The sequence below is a fragment of the Deltaproteobacteria bacterium genome, from assembly GCA_026388545.1.
Lineage (GTDB): Bacteria > Desulfobacterota > Syntrophia > Syntrophales > UBA2185 > JAPLJS01.
Window position 1 is genome coordinate 1 of record JAPLJS010000072.1, and the last position, 23,475, is coordinate 23,475.

Consider the following 23,475-nt stretch of genomic DNA (forward strand, 5'->3'; position numbering starts at 1 on the left):
GATTACCGTGGTGCATGAAATCGCGCATTTTCTTGGAATTACTGAGGAAAGGCTTGCTGAACTCGGATACGGTTGACAGGAAAGCAATTGGAAAAAAAGGGCGGTTGAAGAAATCTCCAACCGCCTGGAAAGCCACTCAATTGAGTATGTTTCTGACAAAAGAGTATTACAAGAGTTCCACTTTTACAGGAGTCGTGTTGGCAATATTATCTGAAACCGGGCACCTGCTCTCTATTTCTTCTACAAAAGCTTCCTTTTCTTCCTTTGACATCGCCGAGTCGATAGTTAAGGTAACTTTTATGCCTGTAAGTCCCGGTCTGTTTTCCTTGCTTTTGCCGAGTATGATCTCCGTGTCAAATGCCCCTTCAATTTTCATGTCCATGCCATTTAAGTTGATTCTCTTCTGGTTTGCGATGATTCTTGCCACTGTGCCAATGCAGCCTGCAAGAGATGCGAAAAGATACTCAATGGGGTTTGGTCCCGCATCAGTCCCCCCACCTGCCTGTGGTTGATCAACATAAAGAGTATGATTCCCTGCTTTTACTTCAACTTTAAATTTGTCACCTAGCTTTGCCTCAATGCTTACTGTTTTCATTTTTGCCATCGTATTTCCTCCTGAAAGTATTTTCCTTTATCCCTTTGATGTGCTGATAGTGATAGTTTGATAAAAAATTTTCTATGACAATGTTGTTTCGATTACTGCCCTTGAATCCGCAGGGATCGAAGATTCCCTGCAGCCTGCTGCGGGGAGCTTCAATTCATACAGAACGCTTTCAATAAAGCTGACGCCTATCAGCAGTGCCCGTTCAGCCTTTCGTCGAATTCATTGGGGCTGAACCTGTATTCCTGAGTTCCGTAACACTCTACTGCAAAGGAAGCGCATACGCTGCCCCTCCTCGCGCACTGCTCGATGTCCATGCCTCGGACTATACCGCTGATCAGCCCGCCTCTGTACGCATCGCCGGCGCCCGTAGGGTCCTCTACCTTCTTTGGCTTAACAACAGGAATTCTTATTTCACCGTCCGGCAGGAAGACCTGCGACCCCTGTTCACCCAGGGTGACAATGATAGCCTTGGCCCGTTTTTTCAAGTCTTCTTTGTTTAACCCGGTCTTGCTCATAATAAGATTGAGTTCATAATCATTGGAGATCAGAATCCGGCACCCCTCTAGGGCATCGAGCAGGTCTTTTGCATCCAGCACGGGCAGAGATTGTCCGGGGTCAAAAATGTAGTCTATTCCCCTGGCTTTACAGGCGCGAGGGTAATTTATCATGTCCTCAAGATTACCGGGGGAGACGATGACAATGGTATCCTCAGGATTGAGTTTGTCGAAATCCAGACAGGAAGAATGTTTCATGGCGCCCGGGTTGAACCCGGTGATCTGGTTGTCGGCAAGGTCCGTGGTTATGTAGGCGCTTGCAGTGAATTCTTCTTCTATGATTTTGATGGTTTCGGTAGAAATCCCATTCTTTGCCAGCCATGCGAGGTATCTATGATAATCATGGCCGATAGTAGCCGAAATCATAGGCTTTTCACCCATTAGGGTGAGCGCGTAGGCAATATTGCCTGCGGTGCCGCCGAATTTCTCCCTCATGCCATTCACCTGGAAGCAGACGTTCAAAACATGTATCTTATCGGGCAGGATATGATCCGAGAAGTGTCCCGGGAAATCCATAATCCTGTCGTATGCAAGTGACCCGGAAACAATGATATTCATATTCATAGATCTCTTAAATGAGTTCAAAATCACCTTCATTGACGCAACGTAACCAGTCGTGTGCGCCGTGTTTAGTCGAAAAAGTAAATAATATGCCTATGAATGTCAAGGGCTATTTGGGAACATCAGTTTCACAGGACATGGATCTTCATAAAAACTAAACAAAATTGACCACCTTTGGAAAAAGTGATAACAATTCACCATCATGTCATTAATCTTTTTACCCGACGCGGGAGGAATTATTTATCCATGACGAAAAAAACTGCTCTTTTCGACGAATGGCCTGAAAAGTATGATCAATGGTTCACAACCCCTATCGGTTCCCTCGTAAGAAAATATGAAAGCGAACTGATTCTCGACCTTTTGAAACCGGTTCCCGGCGAAATGGTGCTGGACGCGGGCTGCGGCACGGGAGTGTTCACCCATGATATCCTCTCTTCGGAATCACAGGTTGCGGGGCTCGATATATCTTTTCCGATGCTTCGGCGGGCACGGGAAAAATCCGGAAGGTATCCCTTCTCTCCAATAGTGGGTGATATATCAAAATTGCCCTTTCAAGACGGTTCCTTTGACAAGACCCTTTCGATTACTGCAATTGAGTTTATAGAGGATGCGAAAGGAGCTGTGGCCGAATTATTTCGCGTGACTAAAAAAGGAGGGGTCGTTGTTGTGGCAAACCTGAACAGCCTCAGTCTTTGGGCGGCGCGCAGAATGGAGAATGCAAAAAAAGGAGATTCCATATTCCGTAAGGCGATTTTCAGATCCCCTGATGATTTGCGTTCCCTTTCACCTATGGAGGGTGTAGTGAGAACAGCTATCCATTTTCTGAAAGAAGATAAACCGGAAAAAGCCATTGAAATCGAGCGCGAAGGCCGGATCAAGGGATGGATGACAGGCGCTTTCGCTGCCGTGCAATGGTTCAAGCCTTAAGAATAAAACTTATTTCTTTGAGTTTCTCCCGTATGCTCCTCCACAAACACCAAACGATTATCCATGATTAAAATTTTTCATATCTTCAACATAGTCTGCAATATTCTGGCAGTGATCAGAAATTCTCTCCAGATTAATGAGCATTTCAATAAAAATAGGACCCGCCTGGACGTGGCAGACCCCCTTACAGAACCGTTCCTGATGTCTTTCTCTTGATTCTTTTACCTTCTGATCAACCATCGCCTCACGCTCTGTGATATTCCTTATTTTCTTCTCCTCACCTTCCTCCATGAGAGAAATGGCGTCGCTGATATTGTCTGCAACCAGTGCCGCAATCTCATTCAGTTCCTCACGGCCCCACTTTGAAAATGAAATTTTCCGATCATATTTCTGGTGAATCAGGTTGACCAGATTGACAGCGTGATCGGCAATCCTTTCAATATCATCGACCATGGCTGAATAGGAAAAAAAGGCCTTCGACAAATCCGCTGAAAGAGGGTCATTGGGAATCCTGCACAGATAACTGCCTACTTCTTTCCTCAGATTATTGACCACCAGTTCGACATAGAGGATATCCTTTCTGATCCCCTCCTTGAACTCCCTTACCAGATCCATTGTCTTCAAAAACATACTTTGGGCAAGCACCAGTTCTCTCCTCAGTTCTTTCCGTACGCATTCCAGCGCTTCTTCTGCCTTTGGTAAGCACTTTTCATCGAGAAATTCCGGCCAGATCGGCAAGATATCCGTCTTGCCGGGAAGGAGATATTCGATCAGATAGGAAAAGGGTTTGAGCAGAAAAATAAAGACAACAGCGATCACCACATTAAACAGGAGGTGTCCATAGGCGATCTGCTGGGGTACATCGGCTGTAAAGAGTTTCAACACCTCAATGAATACCGTCATCGCCAAAATGCAAATCAGCGCTCCAAAAAGTTTAAAGAGAAAATGAGAAAGGGCGCACCTCTTTCCATTGACATTTGCCACGAGGCCCGCCATGAGGGCCGTTACAGCGGTTCCGATATTGGCGCCGTAAACAATGGGCAGGGCATTATCAAGGGCGATTAAGTTCTGCTGGGCCATAATCACCAGAATACTGATGGGAATTGCGGAAGAGTGGACCAGAAAGGCAAAAAGAAGCCCAATTAAAAGACCTGTTACCGGATGTCTTGTTTCCTGAGAAAAATGAAGAAAAGCCGGGCTGTTTTTCAGAGGTATTGCTGCCTCGGACACGAGGCTTAAACCAAAAAAGAGCAAACCGAAATAAAAGATCCCCTCACCATACGCCTTCCATTTCTCCTTCCCGGAAGACCACAAAACTCCGCCGATCATGATGAAAACCGGCGCTGCATCGGTAATCTTCCAGACCACCAATTGAACGGTAAAAGTTGTCCCGATATCGGCTCCCAGGATGATCCCCAGAGAGCGATAAAAGCTCATCAAACCGGCGCTGACCATCCCTACTGTTAAAACGGATGTGGCCGTACTGCTCTGGAAGAGAACGGTAGTTACAATACCGGTGATCAATCCATAAATCGGATTTTTGACGGCAAGCTGGAAGTACTCACGGATCCGGACATCGCTGAATCGTTGCTGCACCTCCGTACTTAATCGGATCATTCCGTATAAAAACAGGGATACACCGGTAATAAAAAGCAGAATCCCTTTCACCATCTCACATTCTCTCTTTTAGGGCTGGAAGCGCCGATAAATTCCCTGAAGTACCGGTCTTCGGTCCCTCCGTTGATTTTCTTTACCATATATAATGACGATTCTTAATCTTTAATAGTACAAATTCTCTTATTTCATTATAATGGAATATAAAAGAAAAAAATTGAAATAATATTTCAGTAATCGTTAACGTCGACGAACTATGTATTCTAAAGGCTGAACGGTAAAGTCAATACATTCCTGCCATAAAATAATTTTAACATTCGATCTCAGAAAATTCTTTTTGCTCTTTCCCGTAATTCTCGTAGGCAATAACTTATAAAATAGTGTATATAGCAGCTTGAAATAAGGGCATTCTATGTATTTCCTGGTTTAAATGGCGGTATATATTTACAATAATCTCTATACGCTCAATGACTTCCTGTAAGGAATAAATTATGGATATTAAATTTATCAATCCGTTCCTGGCTGGAACGGTGAATGTTTTGAAGACAATGGCTTTTGTCGATCCAAAGCCTGGAAAGCCTTATCTTAAAAAAGACAACTTAGCTGTTGGTGATATTTCTGGAATCATAGGGTTGACGGGAGCTGCAAAAGGATCGATGGCCGTGAGTTTTAGCGAGAAATGCATCTTAAAGATCGTTTCCAATATGCTGGGTGAAGAACTCAAGGCAATTGATAAAGATATTGAGGATGCGGTCGGTGAAATTACCAATATGATTTCAGGTAATGCAAGAAAGTTTCTTGAAGCGGAGGGTTACACTATTACAGCAGCTATTCCTACAGTCGTTTCCGGGAGAAACCATAAGATTAAGCACGTCCTGGGGGGGGCCAGTATAATAATTCCGTTTGAGATTGATGGAGAGCCTTTCGTAGTCGATATCTGCCTGGCAGTATAAATTATATGTGAATTCCGGTGATAATTAACGAATTCGAAAACCATGGTCGGCAAAGTGCTGCAGCATGAATTGGTCAAGAGCGAAAAAGAGAATAATGACATGAAGTTCATGCGGGTGAGGTTATTTTTCCTATTGAGAGGATGTCCCGGGTGATTGAGTATCCTCTTCTAACTTGAAAACCGACATGGTATTCGCGACATAATGCACTTCATTGTTGAGAATTTCCAGGGAGCATTGGATATTTTCTCTCGTATCAATATCCTCAACACGCATCATAATATCTTCGAGTTTCAGAATAAGTTTTTTGTGATCTTCTATGAGGCGCCTCAAGATACCGGACAAGCCATCGATCATGTCATTGATTTTATCACATTCCCTTTTTAAATAATCCCCCTGCCGGAGATAAATTTTTCGTGTTAAATCTCCTTCAGCGAGCCTTTTAAAGGTATGAGAGAAATTAACAAGAGGTCCACAGATTTTATGGGTTATTATTATCTGATGCACCGTGAACAACACCAATACCACAATAATAGCAGGGATCAATCGTTTTACTAAAACGAGGAAGGTCTGGGCGGATTGATATTGGACATCCAAATTTGTTGAGAAGACCATATCGTATATAAGAGGAGACAGAATCACACCTACCGTAATGAGCACAATAAAAAACATATATATCAGGCTCTGACTGATAATTCTGAACTGAAGGTCCCAATCAACAATATAGTTTGTCCATTTCCTTTTATATTTCTGTGCCATCTTTTATTCATCCTTCACAATCGTTTGACTCGTTGAAAAATCATAAATACATTTTGCCTTTGATTTTTTATGACTGGCTTGGGCTTTGAACGGGGAGCCGGGGTCATTCGGGTTTGCACCATCACCGGAAATAATTTCGATTCTAACTCCTTCCGATGGTTTAAATTTGAATTCCGGTATACTTAACGTGCCGGTAGGGGGATTGCCAGCTTCAATAAAATCACCGGTAGCGCCGAGATACCTCTGATAATCAATGTTGTAATTATACTGGGCTTTGACGAAGGAATTTAAATCATGCATGATTGTAATATTATAAGCTTTTTTTGTATAAAACTGGAAAGTTCCAACAGCAATGGACGCTATAATACCCAGTACAATAATAACCACAAGTAATTCAATGAACGTGAATCCATGTGTGCCGGATATTCTATAGGGGGTAAAACGCCCATTTTTTGATGGATAAATATCTTTCAGGAGCATGATTATTTCATTCAAAAAACATTCAATTTATTTCAGGCAGTAGCGAATCTTCGGGTTTGTTTTTTTAAGTGACTTATACGACGACGGAGAAAATCACTTTTTTTCTTTTTATTTGTTGCCTGGGCTTCTTTTTTTTCTTCCTTTAACTTTTTAATCTTTCCTTTCATCTCACTTTTAGTCAATTTTATCTTCTTTACAATCTTTTTCTCAGCCCTAACGGGTTCTTGATCCCTAACGCCCCTTACTTCTTTGATAAAAGCTATGAGTTCATCCTTCTTCATGTCATGAACTGCAAATGATCTTGGCATTTCCATGGCTATTGCCCTGAGTTCCTTGACCGTCATTTTTTCTAACGATTTTTCTTCTTTCCGTTCCTTTTTCTTCGTCTCCTCTACCATTGTTCTCCTCCTGCATCTCGGTATCCTAATGGTTTGTATTGCATTGCTTCCTGCTGCCGCTAAGGTGAAAACGCAACCCTCAAAACATCCGGAGGGGATTGCATTTTTTAATAAGGCGGCTATTTTTTTATGAGCTGGATTTTCTGTTTTATATTGGCCGCCTTTTGGGTTTCCTTTTTCATTTCGTAAAAAGATTGGAGTTTATCCAGATAGACTAAAAGAGCCTTTTTCCACCCATTGTGTGAAGCGGTATCAATGGCAATTTTCAAAATTCCTTCATCATATGTATTTTTTTGAACAAGAAGACCAATGGCAATCAGTTTTGACAGGGGGTCTTCCATCCTTGAAATTTCATTTGAAATGTCCTCAATTTTCCCCTTTCGGCATGCCCTCATGAAACCATCATATTGCTGCGGGAGCAGTTTTTCATCCACCGTATCAAAGGAACCTTTCAAAAAACTGTAAAAATTCCTGTTTTGCAAAACCGGTTGAATGGCATCGATCCTAAGGTATTCTCCATCATCAAAATCCTCGAGGACGGCGACGTGAGCAGCATATTTTGTCAGGTAGACCCTTGCGAGAATTTCCAGGTCCCCACTCTTCTTGATCTCATCGATAGCTTTATTAAAATATAACTCAGCACTCTGTTCTTTGCCACTCAAATAATTTTTCTTGTAATTTTCCAATTGATTAAAAGAAGCTTTTGTCCAGTCGGGTACTTGTTTTGAACCGCAGCCCAGCAATAAAATACTGAAAGTTAATAAATAAACAATGTTTTTCATGGGAGTTTTATTTCCGGTTCTTTTTTAGATGGTAATATTTTATCAATATCATTGACAAGCTTGCCGATTGAATTGACTGTAGTATCGATCTCTGTTCTCAATAATTTTAAATCCTTTGTTGAATCGGACGCATCCGCACTGATTTTTACTACGTTATCGAGGGCCGTATTGATTTTTTCCAGCTTTAAAATAATATCCTTGAGAATTTTTCTGACTAATGGAAGGGCGCCATCATTGCCGTAAACCTGATCATCAGTTTTTGCAAGAAGATCTCTAATCTTTTTGAGGGACTCATTGACAGATTTAGCGCTTTCCGGGGTTCCGGTCGCCATCTCAATAATCGTATCTTTTTTCGCCAGGTTTCCTGTAAGTTTCTCCGAGTGGCTCAAAATCTTGTTAACATTACCCTGGGGATCAGCAAGATTTGCGGTAATTCTTTCAATATTAGTAACTACCTTATCCACCTTTGCAAGGGTAGGCTGGACTTTTTTTATCGTCTCATTGATGTCATTGACCATCACAATCTCAGGGATAGTCTTTGGCGACAATGCCGGGCTGTTCAAATTCTCCGTGGCAATAATAAGTCTGGAAGAACCTATGAGGGGTTTATAAAGGCTGAAAGTGCTGTTAGACCTGATCCATTTTGAATGCTGTTCCGGTATCCTTATTTTTATAAGGAGTATCCCCTGATCGTTGAGTTCTAACGTTTCTACCCTTCCAATTTTATAACCGGAAAAGAGGACAGGCATCCCCTCGGTCAGATCCTCACCGGATTTTGACGAGAGTGTATATATGTATTCTCTTGTAAAGAAACCTTTGCTGTAAGCCAGGTATAGTACAGACGCAATGATCAATACCGATGTGATTACCACAAATAATCCGACTTTGACTTCAACCTTTTTCGACATCGATCATCCTGTACCTGTCTTTAAACCATGTATAATCAAATATGTGGCATTCTTTAAATGAATCATAAATGATATTCAATGCATTATATATAAATCGGTCATCCGGAACATCCGGTATGATCTTGAAAGGTCTATCAATAACAATAATGGAATCCATAACCATTGCAGCCCTTAGAAGCATCGCAAAGAATCGCTCTTTATTGGTTAGAGCGGAGGTTCGCTTGTTGGCAATATGTTCCAGACCGTATCCTCGCAGATATTGAAGAACCAGGAGTTCTGCTTTGTCATCGGGTAAGTTCTGGTGATACTGCTTGATCAGTGCAATATTAACCCACACATTCAGGTTTGAGATAAGCGGGACATCGAGAGAAACCAGCCCCAGGTTTTGTTTGTTTTTCGCAGCGAAGTTTTTCAGCTCTTTATCCAATATGACTTCGTCTTCAAATAGACTTAAATAAAGCTTAGAATTAATGACAGCACCTCAATAAGAACAATAGCTATAAAGACATCAACCATACCATTCAGAACCGCTATAGGAATACTGGTCAGATCATTTGTTGCGTGCAAGCCGAACCGTATCGGGATTAATGTAATAAAAAAGCCAAAGGCGCAACATTTTACGAGAGATATTACTATATCATAAAAATTAGCCGAATTTAATAAAACATTTGAATAGGTATCCAAACTCATTCCAAACATGAGCTTTGAAAATATCAGGCCGCTCGTCAAAGTCAGGATGGAAAAAAGAGCACTGAGTAAAACAACAGATATAACACCATTTATGACCCTCGGTAAAAAAAGGTAGTCGATCACGTCAATATTGAATTTATCTAATGTGTTCAATTCTTTATTAACTTTCATTACGGCAATTTCGGCATTTATGGCAGAACTGGAACGAAGGGCAATTAAAAGCACCGTAACGAAGGGCGACAACTCCGTAACGACTAAACCCATCAGAATTCGGCCCAAATATTCGGCAAGCCCCAGGGTCTTTATGATTTGAAAAACAATACTAATAAGGAGAGAGCCAAGTATTATTGAAATCCCAATAAATAAAGGTAAAATCTGCACAGAAGTAAAATATATCTGGTTAATGAGAACCATCCGTGTAGCACTGCTATATGAATTTTTACTAAACATCCTCAAAATGATCGTGAAGGCAAAAGAAAGGGTATCACGGAATGATCCGGTCGCATTCATGCTGGTTTTGCCAATGCGTTCAATAATATCAATCATAGGGATGTCTTTCTTGCCTGACAATGGACGCTTCCACTCATATGACAGATTAACTCCGGGAGATTGTGTCCGTTATTAATATCCTATGAATCGTTACAAACCCTTCTCATCCGCCCATAAAATGGGCAATACGAACATTATCTCCGTCGGGGTCGGCAAAGATAATGTTTGAGTTTTGCAAGACTCTCACTATAATAACAATAAATGATAACATACTGTAAGTGGAAGTGCAAATATTGTATATATTCCTATTTGGAAAGATATGGTACTAAGCCCGCATGCACCGTGGGGTACCACGAATCAGGAGAATGATCAATTTGTCGTTCCCGCGCAGAGACTGTGTCGCAATTCGAAAAAGAGGTGAAAAAACATATGCTTCAGGAGAAAAACTATGAAACTTATTCGATTCCTTTCTAAGGAAAATCAAGTCCTGTGCGGACTGTATGAACCGGAACTCCAGGATCAAGCCAGGATCATTCGGGGAGACATTTTTGGAAAGTTTAAAGTAACGTCGAAGTCAGCAACAATTCATTCTGTCCTGCCACCTGTTTCTCCATGCAATATCCTGGCACTTGGGCTCAACTACAGGAAACATGCCGACGAAACAAACGTGTCGTATCCCGAAATACCGGTAGTTTTTATTAAAGCAACGACAAGCGTAATTGGGCACATGTCGCCTATTCTCCTTCCCACAGCAGGGCCGGAAAATGTCGATTATGAGGCAGAGCTCGCTATCATTATTGGCAGGAAGGTCAAAAATGTTCCTCCCTCCGAAGCAATGGACTGTATTTTAGGCTACACGTGCGCCAATGACGTCAGTGCCCGCGACTGGCAGATTGAAAAACAAAAAAAGCAATGGGCCAGGGGAAAGAGCTTTGATACGTTCTGTCCTATGGGACCCTATTTGGTTACGCGGGAGGAAATACCTGACCCCCAGAATCTCCGTATCCGCACGATATTAAATGGTAGAACCGTCCAGGATTCTAATACCTCCGACATGATTTTCGATATCCCTTCAATTGTCAGCGACCTTTCAAGATCGATGACATTGCTGCCTGGTACGGTGATTTTGACCGGTACACCGGAGGGTGTCGGCTTTACCCGACAACCCCCTGTATTCCTTCAGGACGGTGATAGTGTTACCATAGACATAGAAAAAATTGGTCAATTAAAGAACCCTGTCAAAAGAGAAGAGCAGAGAGAGAACATTATTTATTTAGGAAGAAGAGGGGTTCAAAAACCGCTGGTTTTAGGTGATTAACAGGTCTGTAAAAGTACCGTCTCATTATTGACAAACAGACAACGGCGTATATATTAACAGTCAAAATAAGGATATGGTATGACTAAGGGCATCCTTTCATTAATACGCTTGCACTGCAGTCATTTCGGTGAACTGAAGCACCGAGCGTATTGTGGGGCACAGCGACGTACGTAATGAATAGAGAATATTAAAAGATATCTCCCTTCGGTCGAGATGATGTTGAATGAATGTTACGCTAACCGCTACAACTAGTTGAGGGTAAGAAGTTGAAAAGTCTTGGTATTTGTATAGGTGCGTCAACATTATCAGCAGTCGGTATTACGAGAGATAAAGACGGTCAAATTCATAAGACATCCATAAATGTCAGGCCCCACCATGGCAATCCGCGAGAAGCCCTCCTGGAAACCCTAATAAATTTAGGTGTTGACGGCTATGACAGAATAGCTGTAACGGGAAGAAAATTCAGGCATGCCGTAAATCTTTCCTCTATTTCAGAGCCGGAAGCGGTCGAATCTGCGCTTTTTCATTTAAACGGCAATGGGCAGAACCTTGATGCTGTCATTAGTGCCGGAGGGGAAACCTTCATGGTTTATGTCATGGGAAAAGATGGAAGAATTTGCTCGGTTCAGACCGGGAATAAATGTGCATCGGGAACGGGAGAATTTTTTGTTCAGCAGCTCAACCGAATAGGGATATCCGTTAGCGAAGCAATTCATCATGCTGACGAAGAAAGACCTTATAAGGTCTCGGGTCGATGCAGTGTATTTTGTAAAAGTGATTGCACTCATGCGACAAATAAGGGGGTTCACAAAGGAAAAATTGTCGCAGGGCTTTGCAAGATGATGGCCGGTAAAATCATCGAAATTATCAAGCAAATTCCCAGGAATGACATTATGATTATCGGGGGAACCGCACAAAATCCGGTTATGGTCAGCTATCTTCAAAAAGAGATAAAAAATTTGATTGTTCCGGAAGAAGCCCCTTATTTCGAAGCCCTGGGATCTGCATTATGGGCGCTCGATCACGAAACGGTTAAGTTGCCGGAAAAGAAAAGGCTCTTCAAAAAAGGCGGGAATTCTTTTTCCATCCTGCCGCCGTTGAACAGCGCACTCGGCATGGTCGATTTCAAAACGGCCGAGAGGGGGGTCGCGCAGGAAAATGACCGTTGTGTGATCGGACTCGACGTGGGGTCAACAACAACAAAGGCGGTAATCCTCAGGCTGCAAGACGATAAAGTCTTAGCGTCTGTATACCTGCGGACAAAAGGTAATCCTGTTCAAGCGTCAAGAGAATGTTACGCTGATCTTTATGCTCAGTTGGGCGAACTCGGAGAAGAAATAAAAATAGTTGGATTGGGTGTAACAGGCTCCGGCAGGCAGATAGCAGCGTTGCATGCCATGACAGGCGGTATTATAAATGAAATTATCGCCCATGCTACCGGGGCATTGTTTTTTGATCAGACTGTAGACACGATCTTCGAGATTGGCGGCCAGGACGCCAAATATACCTATATTAAAAATGGCGTACCATCGGACTATGCCATGAATGACGCCTGTAGTGCAGGTACGGGATCTTTTCTGGAGGAAGCCGCAAAAGAGACGATGGGGATTGAGATGGAGGACATCGGCAGTATAGCAATTCAGGGACAGAATCCTCCAAATTTCAATGACCAGTGTGCGGCTTTTATAAGCAGTGATATTAAGAATGCCTCTCATGAAGGCATGACGAGAGAAGATATTGTAGCCGGTCTCGTATATTCTATATGCATGAACTATGATAATCGGGTCAAGGGAAACAGACCTGTAGGCGACAACATATTTATGCAGGGTGGCGTCTGCTATAACAAGGCGGTGCCGGTGGCAATGGCAGCCCTTACAGGGAAGCGAATTGTCGTCCCGCCGGAATCGGGACTGATGGGTGCCTTTGGGGTCGCACTCGAAATAAAAGGCATGTTACAGCTAAATCTCCTCCGGGAAAAAGATTTTTCTCTTAAAACATTAAGAGATAGGACCATCGCATACGGAGAACCATTTATCTGTAATGGGGGCAAAGAGAAGTGTGACCGTAAATGTGAAGTGGCGCGGATTGTCATAGAAGGGACAATTTATCCGTTCGGCGGAGCTTGCAACAGATGGTATAATCAACGCTTTAATATTCACGTTGATACAGAAAACCTGAACCTTGTCAAAATGCACGATAATCTCACCTTTAATAAGTATATTCCTCAGCCGGAGGAACTGGGAGTTAAAGAAATTTCGAAAACAATCGGGATTAATAAATCTTTTTTGGTAAATACGTATTATCCGCTGTATTACCACTTTTTTTCCCGGATTGGTCTTCGCGTCCTCATTTCAGACCTTTCAGAACAGGAAGGTGTTGACCGTCAGAGAGCGCCCTTCTGCTATCCCGCGGAAATTTCGCATGGCTACCTTCAGAATCTCTTAAAGAAGAAACCGGATTATCTTTTTCTGCCTCAGTTAAAAGGCGATTACGCGGAAAACGGAGATAGAAAAGGCATAACCTGCCCCCTCTCACAAGGAGAACCCTATTATCTGTCAAGCGCCTTTAAGGATATGGAGATATTTGGAAAACTGAAGGAAGAAGGTAAAATCATAATGCCTGTTATTGATTTTTCCGGAGGATATGAGGCGGCAGAAGATGCTTTTATATCCACAGCAAGAAAGCTTGGCTGCCGGAAGAATGCGGCTCGCAAGGCATTCTCTGAAGCGGTCAAAGTTCAAACAGGCATTCATAAAGAAATGAAAGAGGCGGGTTTGCGTTTTCTACGTGAGCTCGAAGAGGATCCTGATCGTACCGCTGTGGTTATCTTGGGAAGATCATACAATGCCTTTGTACCAGAGGCGAATATGGGAATTCCTCATAAATTCGCATCCAGAGGCGTGCCCGTAATTCCCTTTGATTTTCTTCCGTTAGAAAAAGAGCCGGTCAATGATAATATGTACTGGTCAACAGGGCAGTCGATTCTCAAAGGAGCAACGTTTATAGAAAAACACCCGCAACTCTTTGGCTGCTATATTACCAATTTCTCCTGTGGTCCTGATTCATTCCTTGTAGGGTACTTCCGCACTATTATGGGGAAAAAGCCTTTTTTAATCCTTGAATTGGATTCTCACGTGGCCGATGCGGGACTGGAAACGAGAATCGAGGCATTCATGGATATCATAAAAAATTACCGAGAATTGGGAAAACGGGAACAACATAGACGTGTTACACATTATTCTTCACCAAAAGCGGCGCATTTTGATTATAGGAAACAGGAGTTCATCGATTCAAAGGGGAGAGGTTACCCATTCCATCACCCCCGGACGCATCTCATTATTCCGTCCATGGGGCGTTTCCTGAACGATGCAACCTCTGCCGTATTCAGATCGATAGGTATCCGCGCATCGGTACTTCCACCCGCAGATGATCAAGTTCTCAAACTCGGAAGGGGCAACACAACCTGTAAGGAATGCCTGCCGCTGTTGCTTACCGTTGGCAGTCTCCTGAAATATTTGAAACAAAGGGGTGATTCGGACGAACTTTTAGTCTACTTCATGCCGACAGCATCCGGTCCCTGCCGGTTCGGCCAATACTCTCCCTTTATCAGTCAACTTATTGCCCGAAACGAGATAGAAGACGTCGCCGTATTTTCCCCTCAAGCCGAAAATAGTTACACCGAGTTAGGCGGCAACGAATTCACCTTGAAACTATGGTCGTGCCTGGTTATAGCTGATATCATGCAGGATATTTATTCAATTCTTCTGACAAACGCTGTGGACAAAGATCTGGCCCTGGAGATTTATAATAAGGAATCGAAAAGAATCATTGAGGTCTTTGAACATTCGCCCAATTTTAGAGACCTTCAAAAGACCCTCAAGACTGTAGCAAAGAACTTTCAGAAGATACCTGTAAAAAGGCATGTGAATGAAACTCCTACTATTCTCCTTACGGGTGAGATATTTGTCCGGCATGATGATATTTCAAGACAATTCCTCGTTGAGAAACTGGCCCAGCAGGGATTTGCAACCAAGGTTTCCAGTGTGATGGAATGGATTTATTACACAGACTGGTGCTTCGAAAAGGGTTTATCGGCGGATATGCCTAATTTCCAAAAACGGGTTTCCCTTTTTCTGAGAGCGACCTGGATGAGAAGATATGAGAAAACATACAAGAAAATCATGGTACAGTCAGATTTGTTCCAATATCGGCTGGAGAATGTCGATCATCTTATCAGTAATATCCAGCACTTGATCAATCCGGAACTGACCGGTGAGGCTGTATTGACCGTAGGGGCGGCAATAACCGAGATTTTCTACCAGTATTGCGGAGTTATAGCCATCGGCCCCTTCGGTTGTATGCCCAATCGTCTGTCGGAAGCCATCCTGTCAAGAGAGATGGGCACAGAGCTTCCCTTTCTGGCCATTGAAAGCGACGGGAATCTTTTCCCGCAGATTATCACGGCAAAATTGGAGGTGTTTATATTACAAGCATTGAGGTTACAGAGAAAAATGATGTACTCAAACAGGAAGAGTACTCACTGAGTTCGGTCCTGCGGACGATCAGTTTCAATGGAGTGTCCGTAAATGAAAAATAATGGTATTTTGAAAATATATATGCTAATTCCTCACTAAATTGAGGTTCTCACCTAAAGTGTTTGAACGCAGAGGAGGTTAATAAATAAAAAAATGGAAAGTAAAAACAGAAAAACCTTTATCATGTTTCTGCTGGCTTTTCTGATAGCGTCTTTTATCGTTTCTCTTGTGGAGGTATTGAGGTCATCTTTTATTCCTGTTGGACCTGATGTTCAGACAGTATCGGCGGTTTCATCAGCGGATAATCCTCGTTCACCGGGATCGTTTGCTGATCTGGCTGAGAAATTGAAACCGTCCGTTGTAAATATCAGTACAACGAAAACAATCCGCTCCGGCCGTGGAGGACAATCCAGATCGCCTTTTGACCGATACTTTTGGGGAGATGATTTCTTTGATAGATTTTTTGGCGACATACCCAAGAGAGAATTCAAACAGAGGAGTCTCGGTTCCGGTTTTATCATTAGTCATGACGGCTATATTTTCACGAACAATCACGTTGTTGAGCAGGCCGACAAGATACTGGTTAAACTTTCAACGGGAAAGGAGTATGAAGCCAAGGTCATTGGCAGGGATGCAAAAACGGACCTCGCTCTTATAAAAATTAAACCGGGCGAAAGTCTACCTGTTGCTGAAATAGGCGATTCCGAGAAATTGCGTGTCGGCGACTGGGTTCTTGCCATCGGAAACCCCTTCGGCCTTGAACAGACGGTAACCGCGGGCATTATCAGCGCTAAGGGCAGGGTGATAGGCGCTGGACCCTATGATAATTTCATTCAAACGGACGCCTCCATCAATCCCGGGAATAGCGGGGGGCCTCTTTTTAATATGGAAGGTAAAGTGATAGGCATTAATGCGGTAATTATAGCCCAGGGACAGGGCATCGGGTTTGCTATACCGATTAATATGGCCAAAACCGTACTGCCTGACCTCAAATCAAAAGGGAAAGTTACCCGTGCCTGGCTTGGCGTTTCTGTCCAGGATGTCACCGACGATATAGCCAAGAGTTTTAAACTTAAAGAGAGTGGTGGTGCATTGGTATCCGAAGTATTCAAGGGAGATCCAGCCGACAAGGCCGGTCTGAGGACAGGGGATCTCATAACCGAGGTGAATGGCAAAAAAATAAAAGATACCCACGAGTTGTTGCTTACGATCGCCTCTTTTCATGTCGGGGACAAGGTTGAGATCAAAGCCCTGCGGGATGGTCAGGAAAAGACTTTTCGCATTGTTGTAACAGAAAGAAGGGACCAGCCGGAAGTGGCATCGGCAGAAGAGACTGCACAAAACTTTGGGATGGTCATACAGGATATCACTCCTGAGATTGCCCGATATCTTGGAATTGCAAGCAGAAGAGGTGTAATTGTTGTTGATGTTAAAGACGGAAGCACTGCCGATGAGAATGGTATTCAGCCCCAGGACATCATCCTGCAGGTTAATAACGTGAAAATTTCATCCATGAAAGAATACCTGAGGGAAACATCGAAGAAAAGTGCAAAAAACAGCGTTCTTCTCTTAATCAAGCGGGGCAAGGCAACGTTTTTTGTAAGTCTGCGCAAGTAATGAATGGTTCTGTATGTATAGGGGCCATTATCTGCTTGCGATATATGAAACACTGAATGCTCATTTCGGTGACCTCCACTGGTGGCCTGGTGATTCCCCTTTTGAGGTGATTGTCGGAGCAATACTCACCCAGAATACGGCATGGAGAAATGTTGAAAGTGCCATATCAAAACTGAAAACGAAAGGCATCCTTTACCCCGAGGGGATTTTCAAAACAGATGACCAAACACTTGCTGATCTTATTCGACCATCGGGATATTACAACATTAAGACCCAGAGATTAAAGTCATTTATACGGTTTCTCTATGAGGTGTATAATGGCAACCTGGACAGCATGTTTGCGGAAGACCTTTGGCGCCTGAGAGGAAAGTTGCTTACGGTCAAGGGTATTGGAGAGGAGACTGCCGACAGTATATTGCTTTACGCGGGAAACAAGCCCATATTCGTTGTTGATGCATATACAAGAAGGATTTTGCAGAGACATGATATTATCCGAAGAGATACCACATATACGGAGAGGTTTTTGAATGTTACTCGCAATTGAGAATTTGTCAGTCGAAATTGCCGAAAAAGAAGTACTTAGGGACGTTAATCTGGCAATCGGCCAAGGAGAAACCCACGTCCTTTTCGGAAAAAACGGATCGGGAAAGACAACCCTGTTGATGGCTATTATGGGATTTTCCGGGTGCCGCATCACGGGTGGAAAGATAACATTTAAAGGTGTGGATATTACCCATCTTCCCATTAATGAAAGGGCAAAACTGGGTATAGGGATGTCATTTCAGCGGCCCCCGACCGTACGAGGGCTCAAGGTGCATGATCTTATCAGGACATTCAACAATAACAGTGAAGAAACCATTGAACAGGTCGCAGGCAGCCTGAACTTTACAGAATTCATGGAGCGGGATATCAACCTCGGTTTTTCCGGCGGTGAAATAAAAAAATCCGAACTCCTTCAGCTTATCGTCCAGAACCCGGAACTGATCCTCCTGGACGAACCGGAATCGGGAGTTGATCTGGAAAATATCAAAATCATCGGAAGGGTCATTAAAAAGCTGCTTCAGAAAAATCTCAGGAGACAGCGCTTTAAGTCGGGCCTCGTTATCACCCACACGGGACTTATCCTGAATTACCTTGAGGCGGACAAGGGCCACCTCATGCTCAACGGCAGGATTACATGCGAGGGCAATCCCAGAGAGATGTTTGAGACCATTGAAAGCCGCGGTTACGAGGAGTGCGCCAGATGTCAAAGATAGACGAAAAAGCGAGAACTGCCCTGAAAAAGAAATCACTCTATGGGCCTGATATTGATCTTGACTGCTTCAGGAGTGAGGCCGTTTCTCATGAATATGATCCCGACTTATCCAACTTTTCCGAAGGAGAGAAAAAGCATATCGAGGGGGTCGGGTTCCTCACATCACATGGGGAAAGGACGGGAAGCTTTGTGATGAAGGATCACTCTCCCGTTCAATGCTCTATCCGCCAGGATGGAGTTGAGCTGCTTTCCATGAATGATGCCCTGAAGAAATATTACGGACTAACGGACTACTGGTGGAAAGCCGTTGATATTGATGCAGACAAGTACACCGCCCAGGCGGCAGTCGCATTTCATGACGGCTATTTCATTCGGGCCAGGGCGGGAATAAAGGCAGAGTACCCAGTACAGGCCTGCCTCTACATCAGTAGCGAGGGCATTGCCCAGAACGTACACAACATGGTTATCGCTGAGGAAGATTCGGAACTTCATATCATCACAGGATGTACAACAGCGCCCCATCTAAAAAAGGGTTTACATGTCGGTGTATCGGAATTCTACATTAAAAAGGGTGCAACGGTTACATTTACGATGCTCCATACCTGGGGTGAAGAGATTGTTGTAAGACCGAGAACCTCCGTCTGGGTAGAAGAGGGGGCGACGTTCATGTCAAATTATGTGTGCATGAAAATGGCTAAATCCGTGCAGATGTACCCCTCGGTCAGATTAAAGGGGAGAAATGCGGTTGCAAGAATCAACACAATCCTCGTTGCCCCGAAGGGATCAGATCTGGATATAGGGGGGCGTGTCTCTCTCGAAGCGCCGGGGACAAAGGCGGAAATTATATCGAGGGCTATTACCAGGGGAGGTAACATTATAGCCAGAGGACTCCTCATAGGGCAGGTAGCGGATGTGAAAGCCCACCTCGAATGCAACGGGCTTATCCTATCCGAAGAAGGCCGCATTCGTGCGATCCCGGAGCTTGACGGGTGGGTCGCCGGAGTGGAAATGTCCCATGAAGCCGCTGTCGGCAAGATATCTCAGGACGAAATAGAATATCTCATGTCGCGTGGCTTAAGTGAAGACGAGGCGACAGCTCTGATCGTGAGAGGATTCCTGAACGTCAAGATGGAAGGGCTTCCCAAAGAACTTCAGGACGAGATCGAAAGGATCGTTTACGAAACCGGCAGCAGCGTCTTCTAGAGACTATTAAAGCAACATCCCTAAACTCTATGTTATAGGGATACGCTGTGCCGGTCATCAATCAGGTTCCCATGTCTTACCTATACGATTATACGGGCGTCATTCACATCCACTCAGCCTACTCATTCGACGGTCGGACTTCTATGCCGGATATTTTGGAAGCGGCAAGGAGAAACTCCCTCGATTTTGTCATGCTTACCGATCACTCCAACCTGCGGGCGAGGGAAGAAGGCTTTGAGGGCTGGAACGGCGATACACTGCTTATCGTCGGACAGGAAATTGCCCCCCGATTCAACCACTACATTGCCTTCGAGACCAATACGCCCGTGATTTTTCCGGAGGACGAACAGGATATTAACCCCCAGATATACATCGATCATGTTCGGGCACAGGGAGGGATCGGCTTCATCGCCCACCCAGACCATGAAGGAACGAATATGTTTCACGTGAAACATTTCCCCTGGTTAGACTGGACAGCAACCGGTTACACAGGGATTGGGATATGGGACTTTATGTCGGATTGGCAAAGTACCCTGAATGGATACATCGGGGCCCTCTTCAGTTATTTCTTCCCTGCCTTTTTCCTCAGAGGACCAAAAGAAGAAACCTTACAGCGATGGGATCGATTGAACCAGAGCTCTAAAGTGGTTGGTATCGGTGAACTTGACAATCATAACTCCATAGTAAAGGCGTTGGGTTTCAATTTTTCCGTTTTTCCCTTCGCGAAGGCATTTAAATTTTTGAGAACTCATGTGATAACGGAAACACCTTTTGCCAAAGATAAAAAAAGGGATATTGAATTATTACTATCTGCCCTTAAACAGGGAAGGGTATATATAGCGGGAGAATATTACCAGGAAGCCAAGGGTTTCTCCTTTGTTTTAACAGATAACAAACGGAACGCGACTATGGGTGATGACTTTATGCTTGATGGAGAAGCTTGCCTTGCCACCATGCTACCCGTGACCGCGAAGGTCCGCATCATCAAAGACGGGATGCTTTTCATTGAAGAAACTACCCATAACCTGACGTGCCACATCCGCCAGCAGGGAGTTTACAGAGTCGAAGCCTATCTAAAAGTCTTTGGCAAATACCTGCCCTGGATATTTTCGAATCCTATTTATGTAAAAAGCGGTTGAAACGAACCATATGATCAAACACCTGTCACGATTCGCTTTGAAATATGGCCTCATCCCATGTGCTCATTATCTCATTCGTTTATACTTTTCTCTGGTAAGAATCAGGACCATTAATGAGGATATTATTTTTAATCACCTCAAAGGCGGCAAAAAGGCGATAGTCGCGATCTGGCATCAGCGTATCATGCTGATCTTGAGCTATGCCGGAAGGTTTGGCGGTTACAAGCCTTCCGTTATGATCAGCCAGAGCCGTGACGGGGAAATAATTGCCAGGGTGGCAAACCGTCTCAACTTTCGACCCGTCCGGGGATCAAGTTCTCGTGGCGGAAAGGGAGCCCTGAGTAGTATGATCACAGACTTGGCCCAACACCCTTTAGCTGCCCATGTTCTGGATGGCCCAAGCGGACCCAGGGGTGTCATAAAGCCCGGTTTGATTGTAATGGCCCGATCATCCGGAGTCCCGATTTTCCCGGTCTATATTTCAGTCGACCGGGCATGGGTGCTGAATAGCTGGGATCGCACTCTGATACCAAAACCTTTCAGTACAATCACTGTGCGCTGGGATGATCCCATAGTGGTCCCGGAGGATATTGATGAGGAGGCATTTGAGAGCACACGGAAACAGATTGAGCAGCACATGAAGGAGGATCAGAACAAAGATGATGCGGAGAAGGGATGGAGATCTCCTTTGTTATAAAAATGCCATCTATTTCTGAGCTTCTAAACGGATCTCAAATAATTTTGGCCAGAACTTTCCTGTTACGAATAAACGGTTATTTTTTGTGTCATACGCGATGCCGTTGAGAACATCGACCCTTTTGCCATTATCGACCAATCGATATAATCCCCGAAGATCGATCCATCCTAACACCCGCCCTGTCTGCGGTGAAATTCTGGCGATGTATCCCGTATCCCAGATATTGGCGAAGATTTCACCTTTTATATATTCGAGCTCGTTGAGGTAAGGTATGGGTCTGCCGCGATCCTTGACCTCGATCTGCTTCACCATGGTAAATTTCCGGGGATCAAGGAAGCGCAGGATAGCGGTACCATCACTCATGATGAGGTTGTTGCCGTCGCAGGTGATTCCCCAGCCTTCCGTCGGGTAGGAAAACGTTCTCAGGAGGCGGAACGATTGAAGGTCATAAATAAAACCGGTATGCGATTGCCATGTTAGTTGTATCAGCTTGTTCTGCCATATGGTGATTCCTTCACCGAAGTATTCTATCGGCAGACGATGACTCTTTAAAATCCCGCCCGTCTTCAGTTCAACTTTGCGCAGGGTCGAGTGTCCATGGCGCCCCGTACCTTCATAGAGGTATCCCTTATGGAATACAAGTCCCTGTGTGAAGGCTTCGGGATCGTGGGGATAGGTATTTATTATACGGAAACCGTGAATGGTCGCTCCTGTCGTGTCGATGGGTGCAAGGTTCGGCTCCGCATAAAGGGAAGACGCGTTTCCCCAAGAAGCTTGACCGATCGACAAAAGAGACTCCTCGGAAACAAGAGAAAGTGCGCCTGATGCATGAAACAAAGCAACAATAATGATGAAGAAGTATTTTCTCAAAGCTACCAACCGCTCTTTGCGAATGTTCTTTCAGCCGTCGAAAAAGTAGTAATCGATGTACAGCTAATATTCATTGACTTAAAGAAATCACGCAGAGGCCGACCGGGGCCGACCTCATAGATGGTATCCGTCTGTGAAGCAAGACTCTTCATATTATCCACCCACAGGACGGAGTTATTCAACTGAGACACGAGATTGTAAATAAGGTCATCATACAGGCCTGAATGAAATCCTCCCCGATAATTTGAGGTCACCGTTATTGACCTTTCGTGATCTATTCCCTTACCGACCACCCGCAGCGTATCTCCGAACGGTTCGACAATTGTACTCATAAAACGACTATGGAACGGTGCGCTCACATTAAGCGGTATAAATCGAAAAGGTTTATCTTTTGCCAGCGCCTCCTGCAGCCGTGACTCTGCAACGGACATCGCCATGGCGTCACCGCTGATGACCACCTGATTGGCTGAATTTATATTCGCAACGTCAATGGGAAGATCCTTCAATGCTATGTGAACCATTTCCATATCCACATTGTCGGAAATAACAGCAGCCATAGCCCCGACACCGACCGGAACGGCCTCCTGCATCAATCTGCCACGAATCTGGACAATTCGAACAGCCTCGGATAACGGAAGGGCGCCGGCAGCAACCAGGGCCGTAAATTCGCCGAGGCTGTGACCGCCGAAGAGAGCCGGCGAAAATCCGAAAAGCATTTGCAAACTGCGGAGCATGGCAACTTCAGTAGTAAGAATGCATGGCTGGGTAAACTCTGTCAGGTTGAGGCGTTCATCCTCCCCGAAACACATAGCGGCAATGTCCCATCCTGCCGCCTGCGAAGCCTCTTCGTACACCTCACGGCTGACGGGAACGTTCTCATAGAAGTCCTTCCCCATACCGGGCCGCTGAGCCCCCTGACCCGGAAATACAACAGCAATCTTATCCTTCTCCATAATGAACAAATTCTCCTGTATTTCGTTTATTCAAACGTGTTGTCATAACTATAACAACAACCTCCGCTATCCCCACTTTAGTAAAGGGGGCTGGGGGATTTGTTCGGCTATTCAAACAAAAGCGAACCCGATAAATACACGTCTCCGTTTTGTATAGCAAGGGTCTTTTTCT

At 44.3% G+C, this 23,475-nt stretch carries 22 protein-coding genes; 10 read left to right on the forward strand and 12 right to left on the reverse strand.

Annotation, left to right across the window (positions count from 1 at the left end; genetic code table 11):
- Window positions 1-166 precede the first annotated feature (166 nt).
- Window positions 167-604, reverse strand: coding sequence for an OsmC family protein (locus NTW12_08500; GenBank protein ID MCX5846382.1), 438 nt, complete (start codon window positions 602-604; stop codon window positions 167-169).
- A 188-nt stretch (window positions 605-792) separates the two neighbouring features.
- The gene (locus NTW12_08505) at window positions 793-1,716 is read right to left on the reverse strand and encodes a carbohydrate kinase family protein (protein ID MCX5846383.1); all 924 of its coding nucleotides are present in this window, start codon (window positions 1,714-1,716) and stop codon (window positions 793-795) included.
- A gap of 249 nt (window positions 1,717-1,965) precedes the next feature.
- Here NTW12_08505 and NTW12_08510 point away from each other — a divergent pair, with 249 nt between their 5' ends.
- Window positions 1,966-2,646, forward strand: coding sequence for a methyltransferase domain-containing protein (locus tag NTW12_08510; GenBank protein MCX5846384.1), 681 nt, complete (start codon window positions 1,966-1,968; stop codon window positions 2,644-2,646).
- Between the two features lie 57 nt (window positions 2,647-2,703).
- On the opposite strand, the gene NTW12_08515 is transcribed toward NTW12_08510, so the two are convergent.
- Window positions 2,704-4,317 carry a Na/Pi cotransporter family protein gene (locus NTW12_08515; protein ID MCX5846385.1) on the reverse strand — a complete coding sequence of 538 codons (1,614 nt, stop codon included), beginning with the start codon at window positions 4,315-4,317 and terminating at the stop codon, window positions 2,704-2,706.
- 434 nt (window positions 4,318-4,751) lie between these two features.
- Between NTW12_08515 and NTW12_08520 the strand changes: the two genes are divergently transcribed.
- Window positions 4,752-5,213: a chemotaxis protein CheX gene (locus tag NTW12_08520; protein ID MCX5846386.1), complete on the forward strand. Its 462-nt coding sequence runs from the start codon at window positions 4,752-4,754 to the stop codon at window positions 5,211-5,213.
- Between the two features lie 129 nt (window positions 5,214-5,342).
- Here NTW12_08520 and NTW12_08525 read toward each other — a convergent pair whose 3' ends face one another.
- The 7 genes from NTW12_08525 to NTW12_08555 form a co-directional block, all read right to left on the reverse strand.
- Window positions 5,343-5,969 (reverse strand): methyl-accepting chemotaxis protein, encoded by a 627-nt coding sequence (locus NTW12_08525; protein MCX5846387.1) that lies wholly within the window; start codon window positions 5,967-5,969, stop codon window positions 5,343-5,345.
- 3 nt (window positions 5,970-5,972) lie between these two features.
- On the reverse strand, window positions 5,973-6,464 hold the full coding sequence (locus tag NTW12_08530) for a type II secretion system protein (protein MCX5846388.1): 492 nt from the start codon (window positions 6,462-6,464) through the stop codon (window positions 5,973-5,975).
- Between the two features lie 17 nt (window positions 6,465-6,481).
- On the reverse strand, window positions 6,482-6,847 hold the full coding sequence (locus NTW12_08535; GenBank protein ID MCX5846389.1) for a transcription termination factor Rho: 366 nt from the start codon (window positions 6,845-6,847) through the stop codon (window positions 6,482-6,484).
- Window positions 6,848-6,966: 119 nt separating this feature from the next.
- Window positions 6,967-7,629: a hypothetical protein gene (locus NTW12_08540; protein MCX5846390.1), complete on the reverse strand. Its 663-nt coding sequence runs from the start codon at window positions 7,627-7,629 to the stop codon at window positions 6,967-6,969.
- Window positions 7,626-8,537, reverse strand: coding sequence for an MlaD family protein (locus tag NTW12_08545; protein MCX5846391.1), 912 nt, complete (start codon window positions 8,535-8,537; stop codon window positions 7,626-7,628). Before NTW12_08545 ends, NTW12_08540 begins: the two co-directional genes overlap by 4 nt.
- Complete coding sequence (locus tag NTW12_08550; protein ID MCX5846392.1) at window positions 8,521-8,964, reverse strand: hypothetical protein; 444 nt, start codon at window positions 8,962-8,964, stop codon at window positions 8,521-8,523. Before NTW12_08550 ends, NTW12_08545 begins: the two co-directional genes overlap by 17 nt.
- Before the next feature lie 23 nt (window positions 8,965-8,987).
- Window positions 8,988-9,797: an ABC transporter permease gene (locus NTW12_08555; protein MCX5846393.1), complete on the reverse strand. Its 810-nt coding sequence runs from the start codon at window positions 9,795-9,797 to the stop codon at window positions 8,988-8,990.
- Between the two features lie 367 nt (window positions 9,798-10,164).
- Here NTW12_08555 and NTW12_08560 point away from each other — a divergent pair, with 367 nt between their 5' ends.
- The 8 genes from NTW12_08560 to NTW12_08595 all read left to right on the forward strand — a co-directional run bounded on the left by NTW12_08560 (window position 10,165) and on the right by NTW12_08595 (window position 21,480).
- A complete protein-coding gene (locus tag NTW12_08560; GenBank protein ID MCX5846394.1) occupies window positions 10,165-11,034 on the forward strand; it encodes a fumarylacetoacetate hydrolase family protein in 870 nt (289 codons plus the stop codon).
- Between the two features lie 266 nt (window positions 11,035-11,300).
- Entirely contained in the window at window positions 11,301-15,578 is a 4,278-nt protein-coding gene (locus NTW12_08565; GenBank protein ID MCX5846395.1) for an acyl-CoA dehydratase activase, read from the forward strand.
- Between the two features lie 144 nt (window positions 15,579-15,722).
- Entirely contained in the window at window positions 15,723-17,186 is a 1,464-nt protein-coding gene (locus NTW12_08570; GenBank protein MCX5846396.1) for a DegQ family serine endoprotease, read from the forward strand.
- Window positions 17,187-17,199: 13 nt separating this feature from the next.
- Window positions 17,200-17,730: an endonuclease III domain-containing protein gene (locus NTW12_08575; protein MCX5846397.1), complete on the forward strand. Its 531-nt coding sequence runs from the start codon at window positions 17,200-17,202 to the stop codon at window positions 17,728-17,730.
- The gene (locus tag NTW12_08580; protein ID MCX5846398.1) at window positions 17,714-18,442 is read left to right on the forward strand and encodes an ABC transporter ATP-binding protein; all 729 of its coding nucleotides are present in this window, start codon (window positions 17,714-17,716) and stop codon (window positions 18,440-18,442) included. Before NTW12_08575 ends, NTW12_08580 begins: the two co-directional genes overlap by 17 nt.
- A complete protein-coding gene (locus tag NTW12_08585) occupies window positions 18,430-19,644 on the forward strand; it encodes a SufD family Fe-S cluster assembly protein (protein MCX5846399.1) in 1,215 nt (404 codons plus the stop codon). Before NTW12_08580 ends, NTW12_08585 begins: the two co-directional genes overlap by 13 nt.
- Window positions 19,645-19,691: 47 nt before the next feature.
- A complete protein-coding gene (locus NTW12_08590) occupies window positions 19,692-20,783 on the forward strand; it encodes a CehA/McbA family metallohydrolase (protein ID MCX5846400.1) in 1,092 nt (363 codons plus the stop codon).
- Between the two features lie 10 nt (window positions 20,784-20,793).
- On the forward strand, window positions 20,794-21,480 hold the full coding sequence (locus NTW12_08595; GenBank protein ID MCX5846401.1) for a lysophospholipid acyltransferase family protein: 687 nt from the start codon (window positions 20,794-20,796) through the stop codon (window positions 21,478-21,480).
- A gap of 9 nt (window positions 21,481-21,489) precedes the next feature.
- Here the strand turns inward: NTW12_08595 and NTW12_08600 are convergent, their stop codons facing one another.
- On the reverse strand, window positions 21,490-22,269 hold the full coding sequence (locus NTW12_08600; GenBank protein MCX5846402.1) for a glutaminyl-peptide cyclotransferase: 780 nt from the start codon (window positions 22,267-22,269) through the stop codon (window positions 21,490-21,492).
- A gap of 83 nt (window positions 22,270-22,352) precedes the next feature.
- Window positions 22,353-23,303, reverse strand: coding sequence for an ACP S-malonyltransferase (locus tag NTW12_08605; protein MCX5846403.1), 951 nt, complete (start codon window positions 23,301-23,303; stop codon window positions 22,353-22,355).
- Window positions 23,304-23,475: the final 172 nt, after the last annotated feature.

Coding starts and splice junctions, on each gene's coding strand:
- NTW12_08500 (MCX5846382.1), bottom strand. CDS start 604: ATGGCAAAAATGAAAACAGTAAGCATTGAGGCAAAGCTAGGTGACAAA.
- NTW12_08505 (MCX5846383.1), bottom strand. CDS start 1,716: ATGAATATCATTGTTTCCGGGTCACTTGCATACGACAGGATTATGGAT.
- NTW12_08510 (MCX5846384.1), top strand. CDS start 1,966: ATGACGAAAAAAACTGCTCTTTTCGACGAATGGCCTGAAAAGTATGAT.
- NTW12_08515 (MCX5846385.1), bottom strand. CDS start 4,317: ATGGTGAAAGGGATTCTGCTTTTTATTACCGGTGTATCCCTGTTTTTA.
- NTW12_08520 (MCX5846386.1), top strand. CDS start 4,752: ATGGATATTAAATTTATCAATCCGTTCCTGGCTGGAACGGTGAATGTT.
- NTW12_08525 (MCX5846387.1), bottom strand. CDS start 5,969: ATGGCACAGAAATATAAAAGGAAATGGACAAACTATATTGTTGATTGG.
- NTW12_08535 (MCX5846389.1), bottom strand. CDS start 6,847: ATGGTAGAGGAGACGAAGAAAAAGGAACGGAAAGAAGAAAAATCGTTA.
- NTW12_08540 (MCX5846390.1), bottom strand. CDS start 7,629: ATGAAAAACATTGTTTATTTATTAACTTTCAGTATTTTATTGCTGGGC.
- NTW12_08545 (MCX5846391.1), bottom strand. CDS start 8,537: ATGTCGAAAAAGGTTGAAGTCAAAGTCGGATTATTTGTGGTAATCACA.
- NTW12_08560 (MCX5846394.1), top strand. CDS start 10,165: ATGAAACTTATTCGATTCCTTTCTAAGGAAAATCAAGTCCTGTGCGGA.
- NTW12_08570 (MCX5846396.1), top strand. CDS start 15,723: ATGGAAAGTAAAAACAGAAAAACCTTTATCATGTTTCTGCTGGCTTTT.
- NTW12_08575 (MCX5846397.1), top strand. CDS start 17,200: ATGTATAGGGGCCATTATCTGCTTGCGATATATGAAACACTGAATGCT.
- NTW12_08580 (MCX5846398.1), top strand. CDS start 17,714: ATGTTACTCGCAATTGAGAATTTGTCAGTCGAAATTGCCGAAAAAGAA.
- NTW12_08585 (MCX5846399.1), top strand. CDS start 18,430: ATGTCAAAGATAGACGAAAAAGCGAGAACTGCCCTGAAAAAGAAATCA.
- NTW12_08595 (MCX5846401.1), top strand. CDS start 20,794: ATGATCAAACACCTGTCACGATTCGCTTTGAAATATGGCCTCATCCCA.
- NTW12_08605 (MCX5846403.1), bottom strand. CDS start 23,303: ATGGAGAAGGATAAGATTGCTGTTGTATTTCCGGGTCAGGGGGCTCAG.